General features: G+C 60.1%; 19 protein-coding genes. 3 read left to right on the top strand and 16 right to left on the bottom strand.

Annotated features, from left to right (window positions below):
* Positions 1 to 7: 7 nt before the first annotated feature.
* The 3 genes from rimI to pssA are packed head-to-tail and all read right to left on the bottom strand — an operon-like array spanning position 8 to position 1,733.
* Entirely contained in the window at positions 8 to 478 is a 471-nt protein-coding gene (gene rimI, locus QQL64_RS13750) for a ribosomal protein S18-alanine N-acetyltransferase (RefSeq protein ID WP_284400707.1), read from the bottom strand.
* Positions 478 to 960 (bottom strand): hypothetical protein, encoded by a 483-nt coding sequence (locus QQL64_RS13755; RefSeq protein ID WP_284400709.1) that lies wholly within the window; start codon positions 958 to 960, stop codon positions 478 to 480. The genes rimI and QQL64_RS13755 overlap by 1 nt, the downstream gene beginning before the upstream one ends.
* Positions 957 to 1,733 carry a CDP-diacylglycerol--serine O-phosphatidyltransferase gene (gene pssA / locus QQL64_RS13760; protein WP_284400711.1) on the bottom strand — a complete coding sequence of 259 codons (777 nt, stop codon included), beginning with the start codon at positions 1,731 to 1,733 and terminating at the stop codon, positions 957 to 959. The genes QQL64_RS13755 and pssA overlap by 4 nt, the downstream gene beginning before the upstream one ends.
* 110 nt (positions 1,734 to 1,843) lie before the next feature.
* Between pssA and QQL64_RS13765 the strand changes: the two genes are divergently transcribed.
* The 3 genes from QQL64_RS13765 to QQL64_RS13775 all read left to right on the top strand — a co-directional run bounded on the left by QQL64_RS13765 (position 1,844) and on the right by QQL64_RS13775 (position 4,852).
* Positions 1,844 to 2,281, top strand: a complete 438-nt coding sequence (locus QQL64_RS13765; protein WP_284400713.1) for a DUF4124 domain-containing protein — start codon at positions 1,844 to 1,846, stop codon at positions 2,279 to 2,281.
* A 291-nt stretch (positions 2,282 to 2,572) separates the two neighbouring features.
* Positions 2,573 to 4,270 carry a proline--tRNA ligase gene (locus tag QQL64_RS13770; protein WP_284400715.1) on the top strand — a complete coding sequence of 566 codons (1,698 nt, stop codon included), beginning with the start codon at positions 2,573 to 2,575 and terminating at the stop codon, positions 4,268 to 4,270.
* A 261-nt stretch (positions 4,271 to 4,531) separates the two neighbouring features.
* Positions 4,532 to 4,852: an H-NS histone family protein gene (locus tag QQL64_RS13775; protein ID WP_284400717.1), complete on the top strand. Its 321-nt coding sequence runs from the start codon at positions 4,532 to 4,534 to the stop codon at positions 4,850 to 4,852.
* Between the two features lie 72 nt (positions 4,853 to 4,924).
* Here the strand turns inward: QQL64_RS13775 and QQL64_RS13780 are convergent, their stop codons facing one another.
* The 13 genes from QQL64_RS13780 to QQL64_RS13840 all read right to left on the bottom strand — a co-directional run bounded on the left by QQL64_RS13780 (position 4,925) and on the right by QQL64_RS13840 (position 21,200).
* On the bottom strand, positions 4,925 to 6,187 hold the full coding sequence (locus QQL64_RS13780) for a threonine/serine exporter family protein (protein WP_284400719.1): 1,263 nt from the start codon (positions 6,185 to 6,187) through the stop codon (positions 4,925 to 4,927).
* Positions 6,188 to 6,344: 157 nt separating this feature from the next.
* The gene (locus QQL64_RS13785; RefSeq protein ID WP_284400721.1) at positions 6,345 to 6,791 is read right to left on the bottom strand and encodes an NfeD family protein; all 447 of its coding nucleotides are present in this window, start codon (positions 6,789 to 6,791) and stop codon (positions 6,345 to 6,347) included.
* An 84-nt stretch (positions 6,792 to 6,875) separates the two neighbouring features.
* Positions 6,876 to 7,817, bottom strand: coding sequence for an SPFH domain-containing protein (locus QQL64_RS13790; protein ID WP_284400723.1), 942 nt, complete (start codon positions 7,815 to 7,817; stop codon positions 6,876 to 6,878).
* A gap of 55 nt (positions 7,818 to 7,872) precedes the next feature.
* Positions 7,873 to 9,249, bottom strand: coding sequence for a sensor histidine kinase (locus QQL64_RS13795; RefSeq protein ID WP_284402188.1), 1,377 nt, complete (start codon positions 9,247 to 9,249; stop codon positions 7,873 to 7,875).
* 145 nt (positions 9,250 to 9,394) lie between these two features.
* Complete coding sequence (locus QQL64_RS13800) at positions 9,395 to 10,738, bottom strand: sigma-54-dependent transcriptional regulator (protein WP_284400726.1); 1,344 nt, start codon at positions 10,736 to 10,738, stop codon at positions 9,395 to 9,397.
* Positions 10,739 to 10,967: 229 nt separating this feature from the next.
* Positions 10,968 to 12,140 carry an alpha/beta fold hydrolase gene (locus QQL64_RS13805; protein WP_284400728.1) on the bottom strand — a complete coding sequence of 391 codons (1,173 nt, stop codon included), beginning with the start codon at positions 12,138 to 12,140 and terminating at the stop codon, positions 10,968 to 10,970.
* A gap of 36 nt (positions 12,141 to 12,176) precedes the next feature.
* Positions 12,177 to 13,406, bottom strand: coding sequence for an ABC transporter permease (locus tag QQL64_RS13810; RefSeq protein WP_284400729.1), 1,230 nt, complete (start codon positions 13,404 to 13,406; stop codon positions 12,177 to 12,179).
* Between the two features lies 1 nt (position 13,407).
* Complete coding sequence (locus QQL64_RS13815) at positions 13,408 to 14,712, bottom strand: ABC transporter permease (RefSeq protein WP_284400731.1); 1,305 nt, start codon at positions 14,710 to 14,712, stop codon at positions 13,408 to 13,410.
* A 26-nt stretch (positions 14,713 to 14,738) separates the two neighbouring features.
* A complete protein-coding gene (locus QQL64_RS13820; RefSeq protein ID WP_284400733.1) occupies positions 14,739 to 15,959 on the bottom strand; it encodes an ABC transporter permease in 1,221 nt (406 codons plus the stop codon).
* 7 nt (positions 15,960 to 15,966) lie between these two features.
* Complete coding sequence (locus QQL64_RS13825) at positions 15,967 to 17,271, bottom strand: ABC transporter permease (RefSeq protein ID WP_284400735.1); 1,305 nt, start codon at positions 17,269 to 17,271, stop codon at positions 15,967 to 15,969.
* Positions 17,272 to 17,319: 48 nt separating this feature from the next.
* Complete coding sequence (locus tag QQL64_RS13830) at positions 17,320 to 18,573, bottom strand: ABC transporter permease (protein ID WP_284400736.1); 1,254 nt, start codon at positions 18,571 to 18,573, stop codon at positions 17,320 to 17,322.
* Between the two features lie 11 nt (positions 18,574 to 18,584).
* On the bottom strand, positions 18,585 to 19,907 hold the full coding sequence (locus QQL64_RS13835) for an ABC transporter permease (RefSeq protein WP_284400738.1): 1,323 nt from the start codon (positions 19,905 to 19,907) through the stop codon (positions 18,585 to 18,587).
* Between the two features lie 60 nt (positions 19,908 to 19,967).
* Positions 19,968 to 21,200, bottom strand: a complete 1,233-nt coding sequence (locus QQL64_RS13840; protein WP_284400741.1) for an ABC transporter permease — start codon at positions 21,198 to 21,200, stop codon at positions 19,968 to 19,970.
* Positions 21,201 to 21,206: the final 6 nt, after the last annotated feature.

Consider the following 21,206-nt stretch of genomic DNA (forward strand, 5'->3'; position numbering starts at 1 on the left):
TGGCGCGCTACGACAGCGGAAACTCCAACGCCATCACAATCGCATCCTCGCGCCCACCGTGCGCGGGGTAATAACGCGGACGACGCCCGATTTCACGAAAGCCCATCGACGCGTACAGCTGCTGCGCGTTCGGATTGGACGGCCGCACTTCCAGAAACACCCGCTCCGCACCGTTCCAGCGCGCGATATCCAGCAGTCGCCGCATAAGATGGCGCCCGAAACCCTGTCCGCGCTGTTCCGGATCGATGCAGACATTCAGCACGTGCGCCTCCCCGGCGCCCACCGAAAGAATGCCGTAGCCGATCACCTGCCCTTCCATGCACAAGACCCAGGAAGGATGCCCGGCCTTGAGGCAATCGCCGAAGATGCCCAGCGTCCAAGGAAAATCGTAGGAGGCGTTTTCCATCGCGCTGACCAGAGGCAGATCTTCGCGACGCATCGCGCGCATCTCGAGCGAGGGGCGCGCTACCGCAACCATTACGACTGCCTGCTGGCCGCCAATGCGCGGCGCATCGTGCGCAAGGCGTGCCAGAGTCGTCGCTTGGCTGGCGCCTGCCCAAGTACCTCCGCCGGCGCATCGACCAGCACGATATGCGCATCGCGCATGACGTCGGCTGGCAAGGCGCGCCCAAGGGCGTGCGCCTGCGCCTGACCAAAAACAAGATAAGCCTGTGCGTGCGGCACCTGCATCGTTTCGCTGTCGGTCGCCTCGATGCGAGCTGCGCGCGCGAGATGCGGCCCGAACGCACATAGCGCGCGCCCGAGCAGATCAAGCTCGCGCACCGCACAACCCGGTGGCAACACCACCACAACGTTGGCGCTGGAAGGCAATGCCGCCGGTACCGATGCCGCTGCTTGCTCTGCCGGCATCGCAGCAACGCTGCGCCGACGCCAAGGCACCAAGCCCAATGCGCGCAGCACGCGGGTGCGATGCGCAGGGCTGGCGATCAACGCATTCATGCAGAGCCACGCCGCGGGCGTTTGCGACGCGTGGCCAAGCCCCACAGCGTGACCACCGGCCCGGACAGGAGATAAAGCGAGAACACCACCAGCAGCACGGGCGGTGGATCGACGAAAAACGGTATCAGGATCAACACGCCGATAATGATCCACAAGAACGGCACCCGCTCTCCCATCGGCAGCGACTTGAAGCTGTAGTAGCGAAAGCGGCTCACCATCAGTAAGCCGACAACCACCGCCAAGAAAGGCGTAAACATGTCGAGCTCCGGACCGGAGAAGCCAAAGTTTTCCATGCTCCACACGAACGACATGCACACCGCGGCAGCCGCCGGGCTGGCCAGCCCCTGAAAGTAGCGTTTGTCGATCACACCCACCTGGGTATTGAAGCGGGCCAATCGCAGCGCGGCGCACACCGCATAGATGAAAGCCGCCGCCCAGCCGACCTTGCCCCATAGCGGCCCATACTCGCGCAAGCTCGACAGCGACCAGTTGTACATGACCAGCGAAGGCGCCAGCCCAAAGCTCACCAGATCGGACAGCGAGTCATACTGCACGCCGAACTCGCTCTGTGTATGGGTCAGGCGCGCCACCCGGCCGTCCATGCCATCCAGCAGGGCCGCCACGAACACCGCGATGGCGGCGTCCGTGAACCGGCCGCCGATGCTGACCACGATGGCGTAGAAACCGGCAAACATGGCGCCGGTCGTGAACAGGTTCGGCAGCAGGTAAATACCGGGGTGCCGCGGCGCCCGGACTGGCGTAGTGTCGCTCATGAATCAATCCGTGACGGGATGCGCGCAGTGTAAACCATCCATCGCTTGAGTCCGGAGCGCGCCGGTTGTTAACTAGTGCACCGCCCTTATCCGCCCTTTGGAGCAAACCCATGCGTCGCCTACCCATCGCCCTCGTGCTGCTGCTGGTCGCGCCGCTGGTTTCGGCCCAGGTCTACAAGTGGACCGACGCCAAGGGCACCACCCATTATTCCGAATCACCGCCGCCGGCGGGCACCAAATACAGTCAGGTCACCGTAAGCGGTGGCGAACAGCCGGTCACGCCTGCATCGGACAGCTCGACCTCGACCTCCTCCTCCACATCGACGTCCACACAAAGCAGCGCAGGCGCAGCACCGACGGCCGATACACCGGAAAACAGGGCCAAGCTCTGCGCTTCGCTAAAAGCGAACCTCGGTACCTTGCAGGGCACCGGTCCGGTCGTCATGCAGGGAGCGAACGGCCAACAGCTGCTCAATGCCGACCAGCGCAAACAGCAGTTGGACGCCACCCAGTCCGAGTACCAGGACTATTGCGCGGATACCCAATAAGGCTTGCTCGCTCCCTCTCCCCAGCGGGGTACGCGGGGAGAGCACATGGATGTCCTCGGCTTTGAGGAGCGAGGAGAGGGCTGGGGTGAGGGGGACAATCTTGCGAGTTTGGTGATTCGAAGCGTGCTTCGATGAAAGGTGATCGCAAGCGCAGCCCCTCACCTCAATCCTCTCCCCATCGGGGAGAGGAGGCGAACGCGAGAAGCACATATTTAAATCTCTTGCTGCTCCCCGAAGGGGAGCAGCAAGAGGCCGGCTATAATCGCGGTTTTAACGCCGGATTCGCCGCACATGCGCCTTAGCCAATTCCACCTGGCCACCGTCAAGGAAGTCCCCGCCGATGCCGAAATCGCCAGCCATCGGCTGATGCTTCGCGCCGGTATGATCCGCAAGCTCGCCGCCGGCCTCTATACCTGGTCGCCGCTGGGCCTGCGCGTGCTACGCAAGGTGGAGCACGTCGTGCGCGAGGAAATGAATCGCGCCGGCGCCATCGAAATGCTGATGCCGTCTGTGCAACCCCGCGAGCTGTGGGAAGAAACGGGCCGCTGGGAAAAATTCGGCGGCCAGCTGCTGAAGATCAAAGACCGCAAGGAGCAGGAGTTCTGCTACGGCCCCACGCACGAGGAAGTGATCACCGACTTCGCGCGCAACGAGCTGAAGAGCTACAAGCAGCTGCCGGTCAACTTCTATCAGATCCAGACCAAGTTCCGCGACGAGATCCGTCCGCGTTTCGGAGTGATGCGCGCGCGCGAGTTCCTGATGAAGGACGCCTACTCCTTCCACCTCAGCCAGGCATCGCTGGCCGAAACCTATGAGGCGATGTATCAGGCGTATTCGCGCATCTTCACGCGCCTTGGCCTGAAGTTCCGTGCAGTGCAGGCCGATACTGGCGCGATCGGCGGCAACGCCAGCCACGAGTTCCAGGTGCTTGCCGATTCGGGCGAAGACGCCATCGCGTTCTCCGACGGTTCCGATTACGCCGCAAACATCGAAAAAGCCGAAGCGCTGGCCCCGGCCATCAGCCGCCCTGCCCCGACTGCCACGCTGCAACGCGTGGATACACCGCGCGTGCGCACGGTCGAAGATGTCACGGCGCACTTCGGCGTCACCGCCGACCGCGTGCTCAAGACGGTGCTTGTACGCGGCAAAGACGGCCTGGTCGCCCTGTGCCTGCGCGGCGACCACGAAATCAACGAGGTGAAGGCGTCCAAGCTCGCCGAATTGCCCGACGAGTCGGTACTGGCCAGCGAGGAAGAAATTCTCGCCGCCACCGGCACGCGCCCCGGTTTTATCGGCCCGGTCGGATTGCCTGCGTCTATTCCGATCATCGTCGATCGCAGCGCCGCGGTGCTCGCCGACTTCGTCTGCGGCGGCAACGCCAACGACACCCATTACACCGGCGCCAACTGGGAGCGCGACGCGCATATCACCCGCGTTGAAGACATTCGCCAGGTCGTCGCTGGCGATCCCTCGCCCGACGGCCACGGCACGCTGCATATCGCGCGCGGTATCGAAGTCGGCCATGTGTTCCAGCTCGGCAGCAAATACGCCGAAGCACTCGACGCCACGGTGCTAGACGACCAGGGCAAGAAGCAGGTGATGCTGATGGGTTGCTACGGCATCGGCGTCAGCCGCATCGTCGCCGCTGCCATCGAGCAGCGCCACGACGAAGCCGGGATCATCTGGCCCGAAGCCATGGCACCCTGGCGCGTAGCGGTGTGCGTGATCAATCCCAAGAACGCGCCGGAAGTGACCGCCGCTGCCGAATCGCTCTACAACGAACTCGTGGCGCGTGGCATAGAAACCCTATGGGACGACCGTGGCCTACGCCCCGGTGCGATGTTTGCCGACATGGAATTGATCGGTATTCCGCACCGCGTCGTCGTCAGCGAACGCGGACTGGCCGCCGGCACTCTGGAATATCGCGCCCGCGATGCCGCTGAAAGCAGCGCCATTACACGCGACGGATTGTTTGAGCTGCTCGGCTGAAACTCGCCTCAATGAAACAAAAAAGGCCGCTTTATGCGGCCTTTTTTATGCATAGCAACATACTGCTCGATTAGTGATCGGCATTAACCAAGTTGTAATATGTGCAGATGATGATTTATATAACGAAACCGATTATCTCGCCTATATAACTTTGCAATTTCACCATATCTGCGGGAGAATCGAAAACGTTTCCGAGCATTTATCTCATAATCAACTCTCTCGGAATGTCTCACCCCATTCCCCTTTACCGGAGTCACTCCTATGGCCATTGATATCAAGAATCTCAACCACACTCAGCTCAATGACCTGATCACCAAAGCGCAATCCCGCCAGCATGAATTGAAGAAGGAAAAAGTCGGCAAACTGCGCGAAAAAGTGCATGCCTTGCTGAAGGCCGAGGGCTACACCTTCGAGGATGTCTTCGGCGGCGTGCGCGGCAAGCGCCGCAGCACCGGCTCCGTCGCTCCGAAATACCGTAATCCCGCCGACCCGGAACAGACATGGTCCGGCCGCGGCAAGCGCCCGCGCTGGTTCAATGACGCACTCAAGGCCGGCAAGAAAGAAAAAGACCTGGCCATCTGATACCAGACGTCAATGCGCGCTTACGAAAAGACGCCGGCTATGCCGGCGTTTTTCATTAGCAAAGTTATAAACCTATAGCGAACGCCGCGGTGCAACCAGCAACTCGCCAAACATCAGTCCCGCCACCAGCGAGATAAGCAAAGTCACCAACAGCATCCCGGTATCGAAACCCAATGATGTGTTGCGTTCGAGCAGATAAGAGACGCTGCGAAAACCGACACTACCTGGCACCAGTAACAAAATTCCCGGCTCGCGAACCACGGCGCCCGGCCGCCCGGCATAACGGGCATACAGATTCGCCAGCGCACTCAGCAACAATCCACCCAGGAACACCCCGAACGGCGCCCCCGGCAAATTGACGGAAATCTCGCCGCCCAGACGTGTCGCGAGATAACCCACGATCACCGCCACGATCACTGCCGGCCAATCCCTTCTGGCCGCTCGGAACAATATGGCGAAGGCAATTGCCGCCACCAATAGCGCGGGATAATCGACCCACCCCGGCAACGCCGGCAATTCAAAATCGCGTGGCTCGATACCCAGCACGGCGCAGACCTGCGTCGCCGCCGCAACGCCAAAGGTGAGTTTGAGCAAGGTCGACATCGCGCCGCCCATACGCGCCATGCCGGACACTAGATGCTGGCTGGAGATCTCGCGCACCGCCGTGGTCAGCGACATGCCCGGTACCAGCACGATCAACCCGGCAAGCACCACCGACTTGATCGCCAGCGGCACCACGAAAGCACTGAATACGATCGCGACCAAGGTGGCGACCATGGCGCAAATAGCGTCGCTAGCCACCGCCAGACGCGGCCGCGTTGCCGACAGGATGGTGATGCCGCCGATGATCAGCCCGACCGCGCCAGCCACCAGCAGATCCACCCAGGAGCTGTGCAAAAACAAAGCGTCGATGGCCCCCGCTGAGAGTCCATAGCTGATGACGACCCCCGCTTTCTGTCGGCGTGTATCCGGCAATTCCAGCGCACGCAACAGACGGAAGCCCTCGCGCAGATCCAAGTCGCCAGCAATGACGCGATCGGCGATGTCATCGGCGCGGCATAGCTTGTCGAGATTCACGTCGCCCGGCAGCAGCCGCACTACCTGAGTGGCCTGCGCCAGACGGCCCTCCTCGCCCTGCGCGAGATCGGCAAAGGAAATAATGATGGCAGTCGGACTCGACCACACATCCGCACTCAGGCCAATACGCTGCGCTGCTCCGGAAATCGCTGCTTCAAGGCGCGGCGACGAAGCGCCGTACTTGTGCAGGCGGGTCGCGAGTTCCACCAAGAAGGCGATGCGGGTATTGAGCGCCGTGGTAGCGAACTGGACGCTCATGCCCAGACCACCGCGATGGCAGCAAGGGGTGGCGACAACATGGGAGGAGTGAATGCAGGCATGACGCCATTCTTACCGGAAGCGCGTTGCTTGGGTATGCAGAGGGTCACGTCGGTTGGCGTAAGCACAGCGAACCCCAGCCTGCGATGGATGCGCTTTACGCTGACCGCACCGTTAGCGTGGTGCCTTCCACGGCCACCACTTCCACCGTGCTTCCCACCGGCAAATCCGGTCCGCTCACTAGCCACTGCCCATCGCCTACCTGCGCCTTGCCGCGACCGTTAACGATCGCCTCGATCAGCACATAACGCTTGCCGATAAGCTGCTCGCCACGTCGATTCAGTCGATCATCGCCCGGTTCGTCGCGCTGCAGTTTCGGGCGTACGCCGTACCAATAAACGGCGCACGAGGCGAATGCCAGCACTCCAAAAGCAATCGCTTGGGTGAGCAAGGACAAACCCGGTATCAGTAGCACCAGCAAGCCTGTCGCGGCGGCGCCAATGCCGATCCACAACATGAAAAAGCCGGGCATGAGCACCTCGATGGCGATCAGCACCAGCGCAACGATCCACCACAAATAATGCGCAGTAACGCTTGCGAACATGGTTGGCTCCGTAAAAGCTGCAGAGACACGTGTCGCGCGGCAAGTGGATGATCCACTCACCGCGCCGATTCATTCGCGTTTAGCTTATCGCGGGCGGGACGCGGCAAGTTTATCCTGCTGCTGCACCAGCGATTCCTTCGCCAGTTCGGCAATGCCCGCCAGCGAGCCGAGAATGCCGGTGGCCTCCATCGGCAGCATCAGCATCTTCTGATTCGGCGAGTTGGCCATTTCCTTCAACGCCTCGACGTACTTGTTCGCAACGAAGTAGTTGAGCGCGTTGACGTTGCCGTTGGCAATCGCCTCGGACACCATCGACGTTGCCTTGGCTTCGGCTTCGGCGGAGCGCTCGCGCGCCTCGGCAGCGCGGAATGCCGCCTCCTTCTCGCCCTCGGCCGCCAGGATGACCGACTGTTTCTCGCCTTCGGCCTTGAGGATCGCGGCCTGACGAAAACCTTCGGCTTCGAGAATATTCGCTCGCTTCTCGCGCTCGGCCTTCATCTGCCGCGCCATCGAATCGATCAGGTCGCGGGGCGGCGCAATGTCCTTGATCTCGATGCGGTTGACCTTCACTCCCCACGGATGAGTGGCTTCGTCGACCACCTTCAGCAGCTTGGCGTTGATCGCATCGCGCTGGCTCAGCGATTCGTCCAGATCCATCGAACCGAGCACGGTACGGATATTGGTCATCACCAAGGCAAGCGCGGCCTGCTCCAGATTGGCGACTTCATACGCGGCTTTGGCAGCGTCGAGCACCTGATAGAACACGACGCCGTCGACACGCACCACGGCGTTGTCCTTGGTGATCACGTCCTGGCTTGGCACGTCCAATACCTGCTCCATCATGTTCATCTTGCGGCCGATGCCGTACATGACGGGAATGAGAAAGGCCAGACCTGGCGACAGCGTGCGGGTGTATTTGCCGAAACGTTCAACGGTCCATTCGTAACCCTGCGGAACAATGCGGACCAGCTTGGACAGCACCACTACCACGACTGCGATAAGGACCAACGCGAAAATGGGACCCATGGCAACTCCTCCTTGTAGACCGGAGGAGTATAGGGCAGTCGCGAAGTCGGACCCGTTACGTAGCGGCAGTCTGCGGAAGGATCAGAGTGACTCGCAGGCCACCGTCTTCGCGGTTGGCGAGCGCGATGCGGCCGCCGTGCGCCTCACTGATCTCGCGCGCCAGCGCCAGACCCAGGCCGGTGCCGGAGCGCTTGGTGGAATAGAACGGCAGCAGCGCCTGTGCCAACACGGCTTCGCTCATGCCTGGACCACGATCACCGACTTCGATGCGCAGCTCGTGCCCGATCAGAGTCAACGACAAGGTCACGCCCTCGGGCGCGCTGCCCGATTCGTGCGCGTTCTTGACGAGATTGATCAGCACCTGTTCGATCTGCACCGGATCGAACCAACCCGGCTGTGTCGGCACATTGCCCTGCAATTGAAAACGGCAATGCAGCGCCAATGCATCCAGGAAGGGCTTCCATTCCACCGCTGCCAGACGGGGCGCGGGCAATTTGGCAAAACGTGCATAGCCGTCGATAAAGCCATGCAAATGACGAGCACGTTCGCCGATGGTGGCGAACACGCTGGGCAAGCGCTGCACATCGCCACGCCGCGCCAGTTCGGCACCGGAGTGCGCGAGCGAAGAAATCGGCGCCAGCGAATTGTTCAATTCGTGACTGACTACGCGGATCACGCGCTTCCAGGCGGCCACTTCCTGCCGCGACAGTTCACGTGTCATGCGTCGAAACAGCTGCAAACGGTGCGGCCGTCCTTGCAGGCGGAACGCACGCTGCGAGAGATGGAAAGTTTCCTCGCTACCGTCCATCTCCACGCTGAAAAGGGCGTCTTCGGTAGCCTCGGTCGCCTTGCGCAGCGCTTCGGGTGCGTCCTCAATCAAGGTGCCGAAATGCAGGCCGTTGAGGCTGCGGCCTTCATTGAATAAATGCCTGGCCGCGATATTCGCATAGGCCACGCGACCACCGGAGTCGGTCAGCACCAGTGCTACCGGCGTATTTTGCACGACGGTATCGAGCAGCAGTTCGCGTTGCGCAAGATTCTGTCGCTGTTCGCGCAGCGTCTGGCCCAGTTCGTTATGCACGCGGATCAGATCGCCCAGCTCGTCACGACGATCGAGCGCGATGGAAATGCTGAAATCGCCATCGCGGTAACTGGCCACTGCACCTTCCAGCGCGCGCAGCAGGCGCTTGACCGGCTCCATCACCATATGGCCGAGCCACCATGACAAAGGCGCCAACACGATCGCGCAGATCACTATCGCTTCGGCACGGTCAGGAGTGGAGATCTTCAGGCCCAGGCTCTCGTGCATCCACTTCAGGATCTGCGGCAACGGCCAGCCGGTAACGCCGGCATATACCAACGCGCCGATCAGCGCCGCCAGGGCAAGCAAGATGGTCAGGCGCCCCTCCAGCGACCTCAACCGCATAGCCAGGCCTTGATCAGATACATGCGGTGCGACATCGACGATCTCCCCGAGGAATGTGTCCGTTCTACAACGCCGATGCCTGGGTGCACCACTGCCGAAAGATCAGTTCAAAAGAGCACCACGCGAGTCGCGAGGGTGCCTTCGGCAACTATCAGGTCTGCGAGATCAGCCCGTACCGCTCCATACGCCGATACAGCGCCTGGCGCGACAAGCCTAGTGATTGCGCAGCGCGACTCACCACCCCCTCGGCCTTGTGCAACGCCGACTCCACCAGTTCGCGACTCGGCTCGTCGAGGTTTCGCACCGCTGCCGCTCCCGCCTGTTGCGGAAGGTTGAGCTGCTCGGGCGTGATCGGACCTGCGCCGGCCAGCAGCGCGGCGCGCTCGATCGCGTTCTTCAACTCGCGCACATTGCCCGGCCATGAGTACGTCAGCAGGGCTTCGCGCGCAGCGTCGTTGAGTTGCGCGCGCCCGGCCAGAAAATGCTCGGCCAAGGGAAGAATGTCATCGATGCGCTCGGACAACGGTGGCAGATTGACGTCGATCACGTTGAGGCGATAGTACAGATCTTCGCGGAACGTACCCGCGCGTATCATCGCCTTGAGGTCGGCATTGGTCGCACTGAGCACACGCACCTTCACCTTACGTGTACGACCGGAGCCCAGTCGTTCGAATTGGCCGGTTTCCAGCACGCGCAGCAGCTTCATCTGACCGGGCAACGGCAGGTTGCCGATCTCGTCCAGAAACAGCGTGCCGCCATCGGCCAGTTCGAAGCGCCCTTCGCGGGCCTTGTTGGCGCCCGTGTAGGCACCCGCTTCCGCGCCGAACAACTCCGCCTCGATCAGCTCACCCGGCAACGCGCCGCAGTTGACCGCGATAAACGCCCCGCCGCGCACCGCCGAGTTGGCATGCACGATCGCCGCAATGCGTTCCTTACCGGCACCGTTGGGGCCGGTGATCAGCACCGGCACGTCCGAGCGGGCGACCTGACAGGCCAGGTCCAGCGTGCGCGCCATCGCCTCGGAGGCGAACACCAGCCCGTCCAGATCGTATTTGCGCTGCAGCGCTTCCCGGCGCTTGCGACGCTCCTGCCGGTTGCGGTTCACCTCGCGGGTGGACTCGGACAGCTCCAGCAGATTCTCGACCGTCGCCAATAACTTGGAGTCGTCCCAGGGCTTGGCCAGATAGTCGGCCGCGCCGGCCTTCACCAGTTCCACCGCGGTCTCCAGATGTGTCCAGGCCGTGAGAAGAATCACCGGCAGGTCCGCATGACGCTGGCGAATGGCACGGAATAGTTCGACCCCCTCCTCGCCCGAGGTGGTGTCGGCCGTGAAGTTCATATCCTGAATAACCACATCCACGGCCTGGCGCTCCAGCATCGCCAGGCCCTCATCGGGCGTCAGCGCTGACAGAGGCTTCACATCGTGCAGCGAAAGCAACAGGGACAGCGCCTCGCCCACGGCCGGGTTATCGTCAATGATCAGTACAGTGCGCATTCGTTTTCTACACATGCAGACATGGATGCTGCTCCCACCCAAAAGGTTGCCATGACCGCCGGGCTACGTATATGAAAATCGATCACACCGAGCGCATTGCACCCTCTCGAGCGTACGGCCTAGGCGTTTGAAGCATGTCCTGTTAACGCTATCTCGCCTCCATTGGCTTCTCCCGCCCCCGCATCCCGAAGTCGATATAACAAGCGCTCCGGCCTTGTTGCCACCTATCTCATCGATCGCGCGCGATCTCGGCCGGAGCGGTGTCGCCCGCCTTCTGCGCCAGTGGCAACGCGTCCGTCACCAGATGCATCAGGAATCGTCCCGGCTGTTCCTCCATCACCATATGCGCGGAGTCGGCAAAGACCACCAGATGCTTCGACGGTGCCTGGATCTTGTCGAACCACTGTTCGGCGAGCTCGTGCGACGTGGTCTCGTCGTGCTTGCCGACGAACAGAATCACCGGGCAATCGAAACGCGTAACGTTGTCAAAGTCGACTGCGAGCAATGGCTGCATGAGATGCTGGATCGTAAACATGCTGCCCTTGTCGATCGCGTCGAGATCTTTTTCGCTGTAATCGGGCGAAATTTGTTCGGCCTCCGAGACGTAATGGTAATTCTCGCGCCCATAGGTCAATCCACCGAACTTCATCTCCCATTTGCTGCGCACGCCGAGGCGCTGCAGGGTCAACGCCTTGGTACCCGGATAGGGCCCGATGGCCTGCAGCTCACGAATGGCCTCGGTGTCTCCACTTGCCTTGGCACTGCGCAGGGCAAAGTCGTACCCCATCTCCTCGTTGCGACGCACATTCACCACCTGCCCCACACCGATATACGCATAGAACCAATCAGGGTGCTGCTGCGTAAGGCGCGTACCCAACACCGTGCCCCAGGAATGACCCAGCACGAAGATTTTCTGTTTGCCGTAGTGCTGACGCAGGTACTGCACTACCTGCGCGGCATCGTCCGTCATCCCCTCGATGGTCATGCCCTGCGCCATCTGCGCCTCGGTATTGGCGGCGTAGGTTTTGCCGGCCCCGCGCTGGTCCCACTGCACCACCGTGAAATAGTCTTCCCACGGCGATTGATAGGTGTAATCCGACGGCATACTCGGCGATGCCGGGCCGCCATGCAGCACCAGCAGGATGGGATTGCGACGATCCTTGCCCCGAATCGAAAGCCATTGATCGATGCCGCCGATCGGCACTTTTATCAATTCCTCCACACCGTTGGGCGAGACGATGTGGCGACTGTCGGCGATGGTTCGGGTTACGTCAGCACGAGACAGGGTCGACGACTTGTCTGGCGCCGCAGCATCAGGCTTCGCTGCGTCGCTGGCTGAAGCAACAAGGTTTACCGACAACACCAGTAGGCTTCCCATCGCCATAGTGCGTAATGCCTTCATAAGTTTCTCCTGATAGATGTAGCGGATTGGCGGAATTCACACAGACCTTGTTGCCACAACAGGCGGTACCGCTGCGGCACGAAGTGCAGGTCCAAGCACCGCCGCCTGACCAATCAGCCATAGCAATCCAGCGCCCACTGGAAAATAAAACGCCGGCATGCGCGGAAGTTCGTAATGCACGATCAGAAATAGATTGATGCCGTAGGCCATGACCATACCCAGCGCGATGCCGATGGTGGTCAGCAGAAAGTTCTCGGTCTGGAAGTAATGCAGGATGTTGTTGCGTGTGGCACCCAGCGCGCGGCGCACACCGATGCTGCGATTGCGCTGCGCCACCCAGAAGCTGGCAAGACCCACGATGCCCAATGCAGTAACGATCAGCAAAGCAAGGCAAACACCCACCAGGATGCCGGCCATCGCGCGATCGTCCTGGAAATAATCCCGGCGCAGATGGTCCACCGTGCCTTTATCCAGCACCAGGCGGTTGGGATCGAGCCCTTTCAACTTTGCCAACGCCGTCTTCAAGACCTGCTCGCGATCTTGCGGTGCGCAGCGAATCACATAAACCGCACCTTGCGTAATGCTCACGCGAATCGGATTGATGACACTGTATTGCGCGCCTTCTCCAAACTGATTGGGCCGCACCAGTTGCGCCGTCACGCCGATCACGGTCAAGGGAATACCCTGGCCTACGTAAATCTGCTTGCCCAATGGATTTTGTCCAGGCCAAAGCCGCTCGGCAACGGCGCGGGTAACCAGAGCCTGTTTGGGCACCGCATTGAGGTCGCCTTTGCCCAAGGCTGCAAAGACATCGGTGATATCGCGATATTCTTCGGGGCGGAAATCGCGTCCAGCAACAAGCTGGACGCCAAGCGTGGACAACAAGTCTTCGCCCAAATACTGCGCGGCGTTGATCGTATCCTTTTGCGGCATCAGATCGGCCCTGATACCCATGTTCGACGATGATCCGCCGAAGGGAATCTGGTTGGTCAGCGTGACGGACTTGACCCCGGCAATCTCTTTCAACGCCGCGATATCGGCCGCGGCGCGGGCCATGGCATCCGGGCGGCTGCCAATATAGGCCAGATTGACATACACCAACTCATGCTCGGCAATGCCTGAGGCGATGTCCATGCGCTCAATACGCTGACCGATCAGGAAGATCGCATTGCAGATGATCGCGCAGGTCAACGCGATTTGCATGATCAACAGGCTCGCCGTGAACTTGTGCCGACGCAGCGTGGAAAGAATGGGTCGTATGTCCATGTCAGTTCCCCTTCAACTGCAAGGCCGGCGTGATTCGACAGGCCCGCCAGGCCGGCAACAATCCCGCTAGCAAACTTGCGCTTACGGCAAGCGCAAACGTCATCAACAGCATGGTGACATCCATATGCGCCAACTTGGCGTAATTGGCGGGCTGCTGACGCACCAGCCACAAGCCGAGCAATGCAAGCATCCAGCCGCTCAAACCGCCAGCGATACCAATCACGCCCGACTCCATCAGCAACTGCCCGAACACTGCTCGCTGCGATGCGCCAAGCGCACGTCGCACGCTAAGCTCGCCGGAGCGACGCATGAATTTGGCCAGCATCAAACCCACCGTATTGATCAGGCAGACGGCGAGGAAGCCCAGTGCAAGCCAGGTCTGAAGAACAGTATCGCTGGGCACTACTTTGATGTAATCGAGCCACTGCATCATGGTACGCAGACGGATATTCGGCGGTCGCATGAATCGCCCCGCCGTGCGCTGATCTTGCGAGTAATGCATGAGAAAATCCCTGTACGCGGCCGCGCTGGCTGGACTATCGAGCTGCACCCAGAACTGCAGCCAAGTGCAATTATTCGTCTCAAGATGATCAGGGTCACCGCCACCATTGCCCCAGCAATCCGTGGAACCGTCATGCTCCATCAGCAGGTCCCGCGATGTCGTCAAGGGAAGGTAGACATCTTCGTCGCTCGCATAGCGTCCCATGTACCACTCGTAGAAGTGCGGATTGGGATGCCAGTCGCCCAACACGCCGACGATGCGGAACGCGGATTCCTGCAAGCGCAGGATCTGCCCCACGCTGTTCTTGCCGCCGAACAGTTTGTCGTTCAGCGCCGACGTGATCACGACCACGCGGGCCTTGCCATTGTCCTCAGCCTCGCTCCAGCCAGTACCGTATTGGAATGGCACGCCGAACATCGGAAAAAAGTCGGTGCTGGTGTATAGCGCAACAGCCTGAAAGGGATCGATGCTCGATTGCGTTGGCTGCAAAGGAACCATGCCGCCGGTCATCAGTGCCTGCCGCGTCGCTCGTTTCGAGTGCAGCAGATACATGCCATCCGTCCATGTCAGCTGCTCGGGCGGTTCGATTCCCGGCGTATAGTCTTTCATGTCCAGGGGATCGAGTTGCGGGTAATAGATCGATCCACTGCGGCCCGGCAGCGGATCGCCCGACAGCACGTGCAGCACAGTCAGCGTGGTCATGCTAGCGCCGATACCCAGCGCGATCGCCAACACCATTAGTGCAGTAAGTGCCCGATTGCGCTTGAGGCTTCGCAACGCGAGATCAAAGTAATAAGTAAGCATGGCGATCCTTCGGATTCTCTCTTCGCTTATGCCGCTTGCGTGGCGACCACCGGTGGTACGGCGGCGGCACGCATGGCGGGGCCCAGCACGGCAAGCTGACCAAGTAACCACAGTGCAGCAGCACCCCCGGGCAGGTAATACCAAGGCATGCGGCTTATTTCGTAGTGCTGCATCAGATACAGATTGATCGCAAAGGCCAGCCCCATGCCGATAATCACGCCCACGGTGCTAAGCAGGAAATTTTCGGTACGGAAGTAACGCAGGATGTCACCGCGCGTCGCCCCCACTGCGCGACGGATGCCGATCTGCCGCCGACGCTGGCCGACCCAGAAACTAGTCAGACCGACAATGCCAAACGCGGTTACCGCCAGCATCACCAAACAGACAAGTACCAACGTCCACACCATGCTGTTGGTGTTGGCGAAGTATTTGCGGCGCGTGCTGTCGTAGGTAGCGCCAGTTACCACTGCTGCAGGATTGAGCTCCTGCAGTTTCTGCACGGCTTCCTTGAGGATACGGTCGCGGTCCGCTGGCGCGCTGCGCAGAATGTAGTTGCGGAGCGCTGGATCGGGTGCGACCGGATAGTAGGTGCTGTAGTAGGACTTTTCCTCGTTCTCTGTGGCCACAAACGGTCGCAGCACATCCGCAACGACACCGATCACGGTGAAATAATCGGGTTTGGAGTAAAACGTCTTGCCCAAGGCCGACTGCCCAGGCCAAAACTGCTTTGCCACCGTTTCGGTAACGATCACCACATGGGTCGACGGCAATGCCGCAGTTCCGATGGTGCTGTCTGCATATTCCGCCGCATTGAAGAAGCGACCCTCACGCAACTGCAAACCCAGCGCTTTCTCGGCACCCTCGCCCAGGAAATACAACGTGACGTTGGTTCTGTGTTGATCGCTAAGGGATGTATCTGGTGTCAGCCCGAAGCTCCAGCCCCAGTTGTTATGGCTCAGCGGCACAGAGCTGGTGACGGCAGCCTCCTGCACGCCGGCGATGGTGCGCAGCGCCGCGATGTTGCGGGGAATATCGCTAGCCGCGAGCTTGGGATCCGTACCTTGAAGCTTAATCGTAGTGATGCCTTGTTCGTCGATCGCATTCGGCAGGTAGATGTCTCCCACCCTCCGACTGATCATGAACACGGCATTGCAGAGCACGGCGCAGGCCAGTGCGATCTCCAGCACGATCAGCAGTGTCGGAATGCGATGCTTGCGCAAGCTAGCGACGATCGGCAGAACGTCCATGATCACCTCAGGCGGCCTTAAGTTGAGGAGCGGGTGCCATCACGCAGGCGCGCCAGGCAGGCAACAGGCCCGCGATGAGGCTGGCAACGAGCGCCACGACAAAAGTGAACAGAAACATCTGGATGTCCAAATGAGCGAGGCTGGCGTAGTCGGCAGGTTGATGACGAACGCCCAATAGCCCTAGTTCGGCAAGCAGCAAGCCAATTAAGCCACCGGCCAACCCGACAATCCCCGCCTCCACCATGAACTGCGCGAAAATCGCCCTTCGTGTGGCGCCCAGTGCGCGGCGCACGCCGATTTCGCGTGAACGACGCAAACATTTCGCGAGCAGCAATCCCACGGTGTTGACAACGCAGATCAGCAAGAAACCGAAAGCAAGATAAACCTGCAACCGCGCATCGTTGGGAACGACTTGTTGATCGCTTAGCCAGCCCATCAGGCCGAGCAGCGCCGTGTCGGAACGCTTGAAGCGCCCCAATGCAATCTGTTGCTTCACGTAGCCGTCGAGGAACGACTTGTAGTCGGTGACGGCGGCACTGTCGCCCAACTCCACCCACATGCCTAACCATTCACAGGGCGCGAGCTCCAGATGCTCTACATCGGTGACCGAGGCATAGCACTCGGTGTCCTCCGGACCCATGTCCATCGAACGTGCCGTCTGCAGCGGCATAAACACCCCATCGCCATCGCCGTAGTCGCGACTGCCGAGATCCTGTGTGTAGAAGCGGGGCTGCGGTGCCCAATGCTTCAATACGCCAACGATTCTGAAATCGTGATCGTTGATGCGTATGACCTTGCCTACGCTGTTGGCGCCGCCGAATAGCTTGTCGTTGAGAAAATCCGCTATCACTACCAATGCCGCGCGGTTCTCGTCGTCATCGGCGGTCCAGCCACCGCCATATTGGAACGGCGCGTCGAACATGCCGAAGAAATCCGCCGTGGTCATCACGCCATCGCTGAAATAAGGATGTTCGTTGGCATGCTGAGGAATGATTTTGGCCTGGGTGAGCGCCATAACTGCCTGTCGCTTGGCGCGACGGGCATGCAACAGGTTCATCGCATCGGGATAGGCCATGGTGGCGTCGGGCTTCGTCTGCCCTGCCACATACCCATCCAACGTATTGGGATCCACCTGCGGATAGAACAGCCGTGCACTCTTTTGCGGCAGCGGATCGCCCGACAACAGTCTCAGCACTGTGAGCGTGGTGATCGACGCTCCGATGCCCAACGCCAGCGTCATGATCATCAGCGCGGTGAGAATCTTGTTGCGCTTGAGGCTGCGCACAGCAAGATCGAGATAATAACCGAGCATCACCTACCCCTTATTCAGTGAATCTCCGTCCCAAGAAAGAACAACGCGTCACACTGACCGCGTTGCCACCACAGGCGGCACGTTGGAAGCGCGTCGTGCCGGCACGAACACCGCGGCCTGCCCCAGTAACAACACGACCACCAGGCCACCGAGCACATAGACGATGGGCATGCGGCTCATTTCAAAATTCTTGATCAACACCATGTTGAGGCCGATGGCCAACGCAATGCCGATCAATGCGCCGATACCCGCTATCAGCAGGTTTTCCAGCTGGAAGTAATGCAGGATGTCGATCTTGCGTGCGCCCAGTGCACGACGCACACCGATCTGACGATGTCGCTGTCCCACCCAAAAGCTGGTCAGGCCGACGATGCCGGCAGCGGTGACCGCCAGCAGGATCAAGCAAACAATTCCCATCAACACCGCCATGCCGATATCGGCGCGATAGGCGTCGCTACGAATGTCCGCAAACGATTTCACGCTGTCGTCGTCGAGCACGCGCATGGGGTTGGTCTTGTAAAGCGTCGGCGTCACCGCGCGCATGGCTGCTTCCAGACGGCCCGGCTTGGTGCGTATCAGATAGCGCGAAAAGTTCGCGTTCAAACGGATCGGCGCGATGGTCGTGTCCCAGAAAAAGCCACTGGACCAACTACTGGTCGACGGCACCTGCAAGCGTTCGACCTCGCCGACGATGGTGGTCGGCATGGTGTCGCCATTGAAATAGACCGCCTTGCCGACTGCATCGCCTTTCGGGAACAGCTTGTCGCCCAACGCCTTGCTGACTATGACCAGGGACGGCTGACGTTGATCGCGCATCGCACGGTTCACCACATCGGCGGCGGTGAAATTACGGCCCGCGACAAGGCGGACACCCAACGTGGCCAACTCATTTTCGTCACCGAAGTAGAAAGCGGTGCGTGCAGTACCTCCGCGCAGATCCGAGCCCGGTTTGAGTGCAACCGACCCGGTCCAGCTGGAATTGAGCAGAGGCACTGAATTCGTTGGCGTCACGGATTCCACATCCGGCATCGCACGCAGGGCCGCCAGGTCCTCGCGCTCCAGTGCATCGAGTTTCGCAATGCTGTCTGGATCGTCGCCGCTCGGCGCACCCACCCATTGCTGGGTCACCAGGAACAAATTGGCTTCGTCTAGGCCGCTTGGCCTACGCACATTGTCTACACGGGTATAAATGATGAAGATCGCGTTGCAGACAATGGCCAAGGTCAGCGCGATCTGCATGGCGATGAGGATAACGCCGGCTTTGTGTTTGCGTAATGCAGCAATCATCGGATGCACACTCATGGCATCGCTCCTCAATTCGACTTGAGCTGCAGCGCGGGTTGCACGCGCGAGGCTCGGAAAGTGGGATAAATCCCCGCCAGCATCGTCGCAATCACAGCGACCAGCAGGGTAAGAACCAGCAAGCTGAGATTCACATGCGCCAGCGTGGCGATTTCCTTGGGCAACACCCAGCCCACGCTGATCACACCGGCCCAGGTCAAGAACAGACCGAGCAGCCCACCGGTCAATCCGACAATGCCGGCTTCGATAAGAAACTGCGTATAGATGGCCAGACGCGGTGCCCCCAAAGCCCGGCGCACGCCGATTTCCGAACTGCGGCGCAGGAACTTCGCCAGCAGCAGCCCGGCCGTGTTCACCAGACATACGACCAACAGACCCAACGCGACTACCAGCGATATTTTGGTGTCGCTCGGCACGACGTGCTGGGAATCCAGCCATGCCGGCAGATCGCGCAGGCGGTTGTTCAACGGCCAGTTGAAACGCCCCGCCTGTTTCTGGTCACGGAAATAGCCGTCCAGATAATCCTTGTATGCCGCCACAGCCGCTTTGTCGTCCAGTTCGGCCATGTAAGCGATCCAGACGCAAGAGGATTTCTGCAACCCAACGAAGCCTGATTCCTTCGGGATCTCCGAGCAATTGGTATTGCCGTCATTCGTCATGCCGACGTCGATGGCGCGCTGGAACGGAATGAACACGTCCTCCTGATCGGTGGTAAACCCTCCCGTATTCACTACATCGTAGAATTCCGGCTTGGGATTCCAGTTGTCCAGCACGCCGACTACGCGGTAATCCTTGCCGTCGATATCAACCGTTTTGCCGACGCTATTGGCGCCTGCAAACAGTTTTTGATTGAGCTTGCTGTTGAGCACTACCACCGCAGCGCGTTGCTCGTCGCTATCGGCGCTCCAGCCGCTGCCGTATTTGAACGGTGCATCAAGCATCGCGAAAAATTCGCTATAAACGGCATGGCCTCCGACGCTGACCGGATGCTTGCTCGGATCGGGCGGTACGATCGATGGTGAAATGCGATACAACGCCGACTGATATTTGGCGCGGTGCGCACGCATCAGGGCAACGGCATCGGTGTAGTCCATCGCATCCGGCGGCTCACCGTTGTCGCCGTCGAGGCGACCTTTGGGCCCCCAGATATCGATCTGCGGCACAAAAAGCTGCGAGGACTTCCATGGAATCGGATCGCCCGATACCGCACGAAACACCGAATAGGTAGTCATCGAGGCGGCTACGCCGAAGCCGATGGCCAAAACCATCAGCAAGGTAAGGCCAGGACTTCTTTTGAGACTTCGTACGGCCAGATCAACGTAATAGCCCAGCATGGGGCACCTCCCTCATTTTGTTGATGACCCTCTTCCGAGGGCTCCTTTTTTAGTTCGTGTCTACGCCGGTCGTGTCGCCTCCACCGGCGACACACGTGATGCGCGCAGTGCCGGAGCGAATACCGCGCCCTGGCCCAGCAATATCAACAGCACCACACCACCCAGCACGTAGACCAACGGCAACAGCTGAGAGGAAAACTGCTTGACCAGCCACAGGTTGAGCCCGAATGCCAGGAATATCCCCATGGCTATACCCGCGAGACTGATCAGCAAGTTTTCGGTGAGGAAGTAATGAAGAATGTCGCGATGCGTGGCTCCCAATGCACGGCGCACGCCGATCTGACGGCGACGCTGTCCGACCCAGAAACTCGTGAGCCCGACAATGCCCGCACCGGTGATGGCCAGCAGCACTAGACAGATGATGCTCATTAGGACGGCCATGCCGCGATCGCTTTCAAAGGCAAGGTGACGGATCTGCGCGAAACTCTGGACGCCGTCCTTGGGGCTGATCATGCGCATGCGGTTTTCCGCATACAAAGCCTTCGGTGCTTCGCGCATAGCGGCATCGAGTTGACCAGGCCTGGCGCGCACGATGTAGAACACACCCCATGGCTGGGCGTCGCGCACCGGCCACACCAACGATTCATTCGCGAACGGCACACTCCATGTCGAAACATCCGATCGATGCAAGCGATCAACGATGCCGATGATGGTGGTTGGCTTATCGCTCATGGAATAGAAGGGCTTTCCGAGCGCGTCGCCATTCGGGTACAGCTTGTCGGCCAAGGCCTTGCTGACAATGGTGACGGGCGGGACGAAATTCTGGCGCAACCCCATGTTCTGCACTTCGTCGGCGTGAAAATCCCGCCCTGCGATGAGCTTGACACCGAGCGTACGAAGAAAATGTTCGTCGCCGAGATAAATCGATGAGTCCGTGGTCGGCGAAATCTGATCGGGCTTCATCGTGATGAAGTTGTCCCAGCCGCCGCCGCGCAGTGGGTAGCTATTGCTCTGCGTAGCATCGGCCACGCCGGCGAGTTGCCGCAGTGTCGCGAGATCCTGCTGTACCTTTGCCGCGGCTTCCTCGGTGGAGTACTGCTCTCCCCACAGGTTCTCGATAACGAACAGATTGGGTTCGTCGACGCCAGTGGGCTCAGAGATATGCGCCAAACGCTGATGGATGATGAACAGCGCATTGCAAACGATCGCCAGTGTCAAAGCAATCTGCAACGCGATCAGTAGAGTACCGGCCTTGTGGCGACGCAGGGCAGCGAGAATGGGATGGATCTGCATGCTGTT

This window comes from Dyella lipolytica (assembly GCF_030160075.1).
Classification (GTDB): Bacteria; Pseudomonadota; Gammaproteobacteria; order Xanthomonadales; family Rhodanobacteraceae; genus Dyella_B; species Dyella_B lipolytica.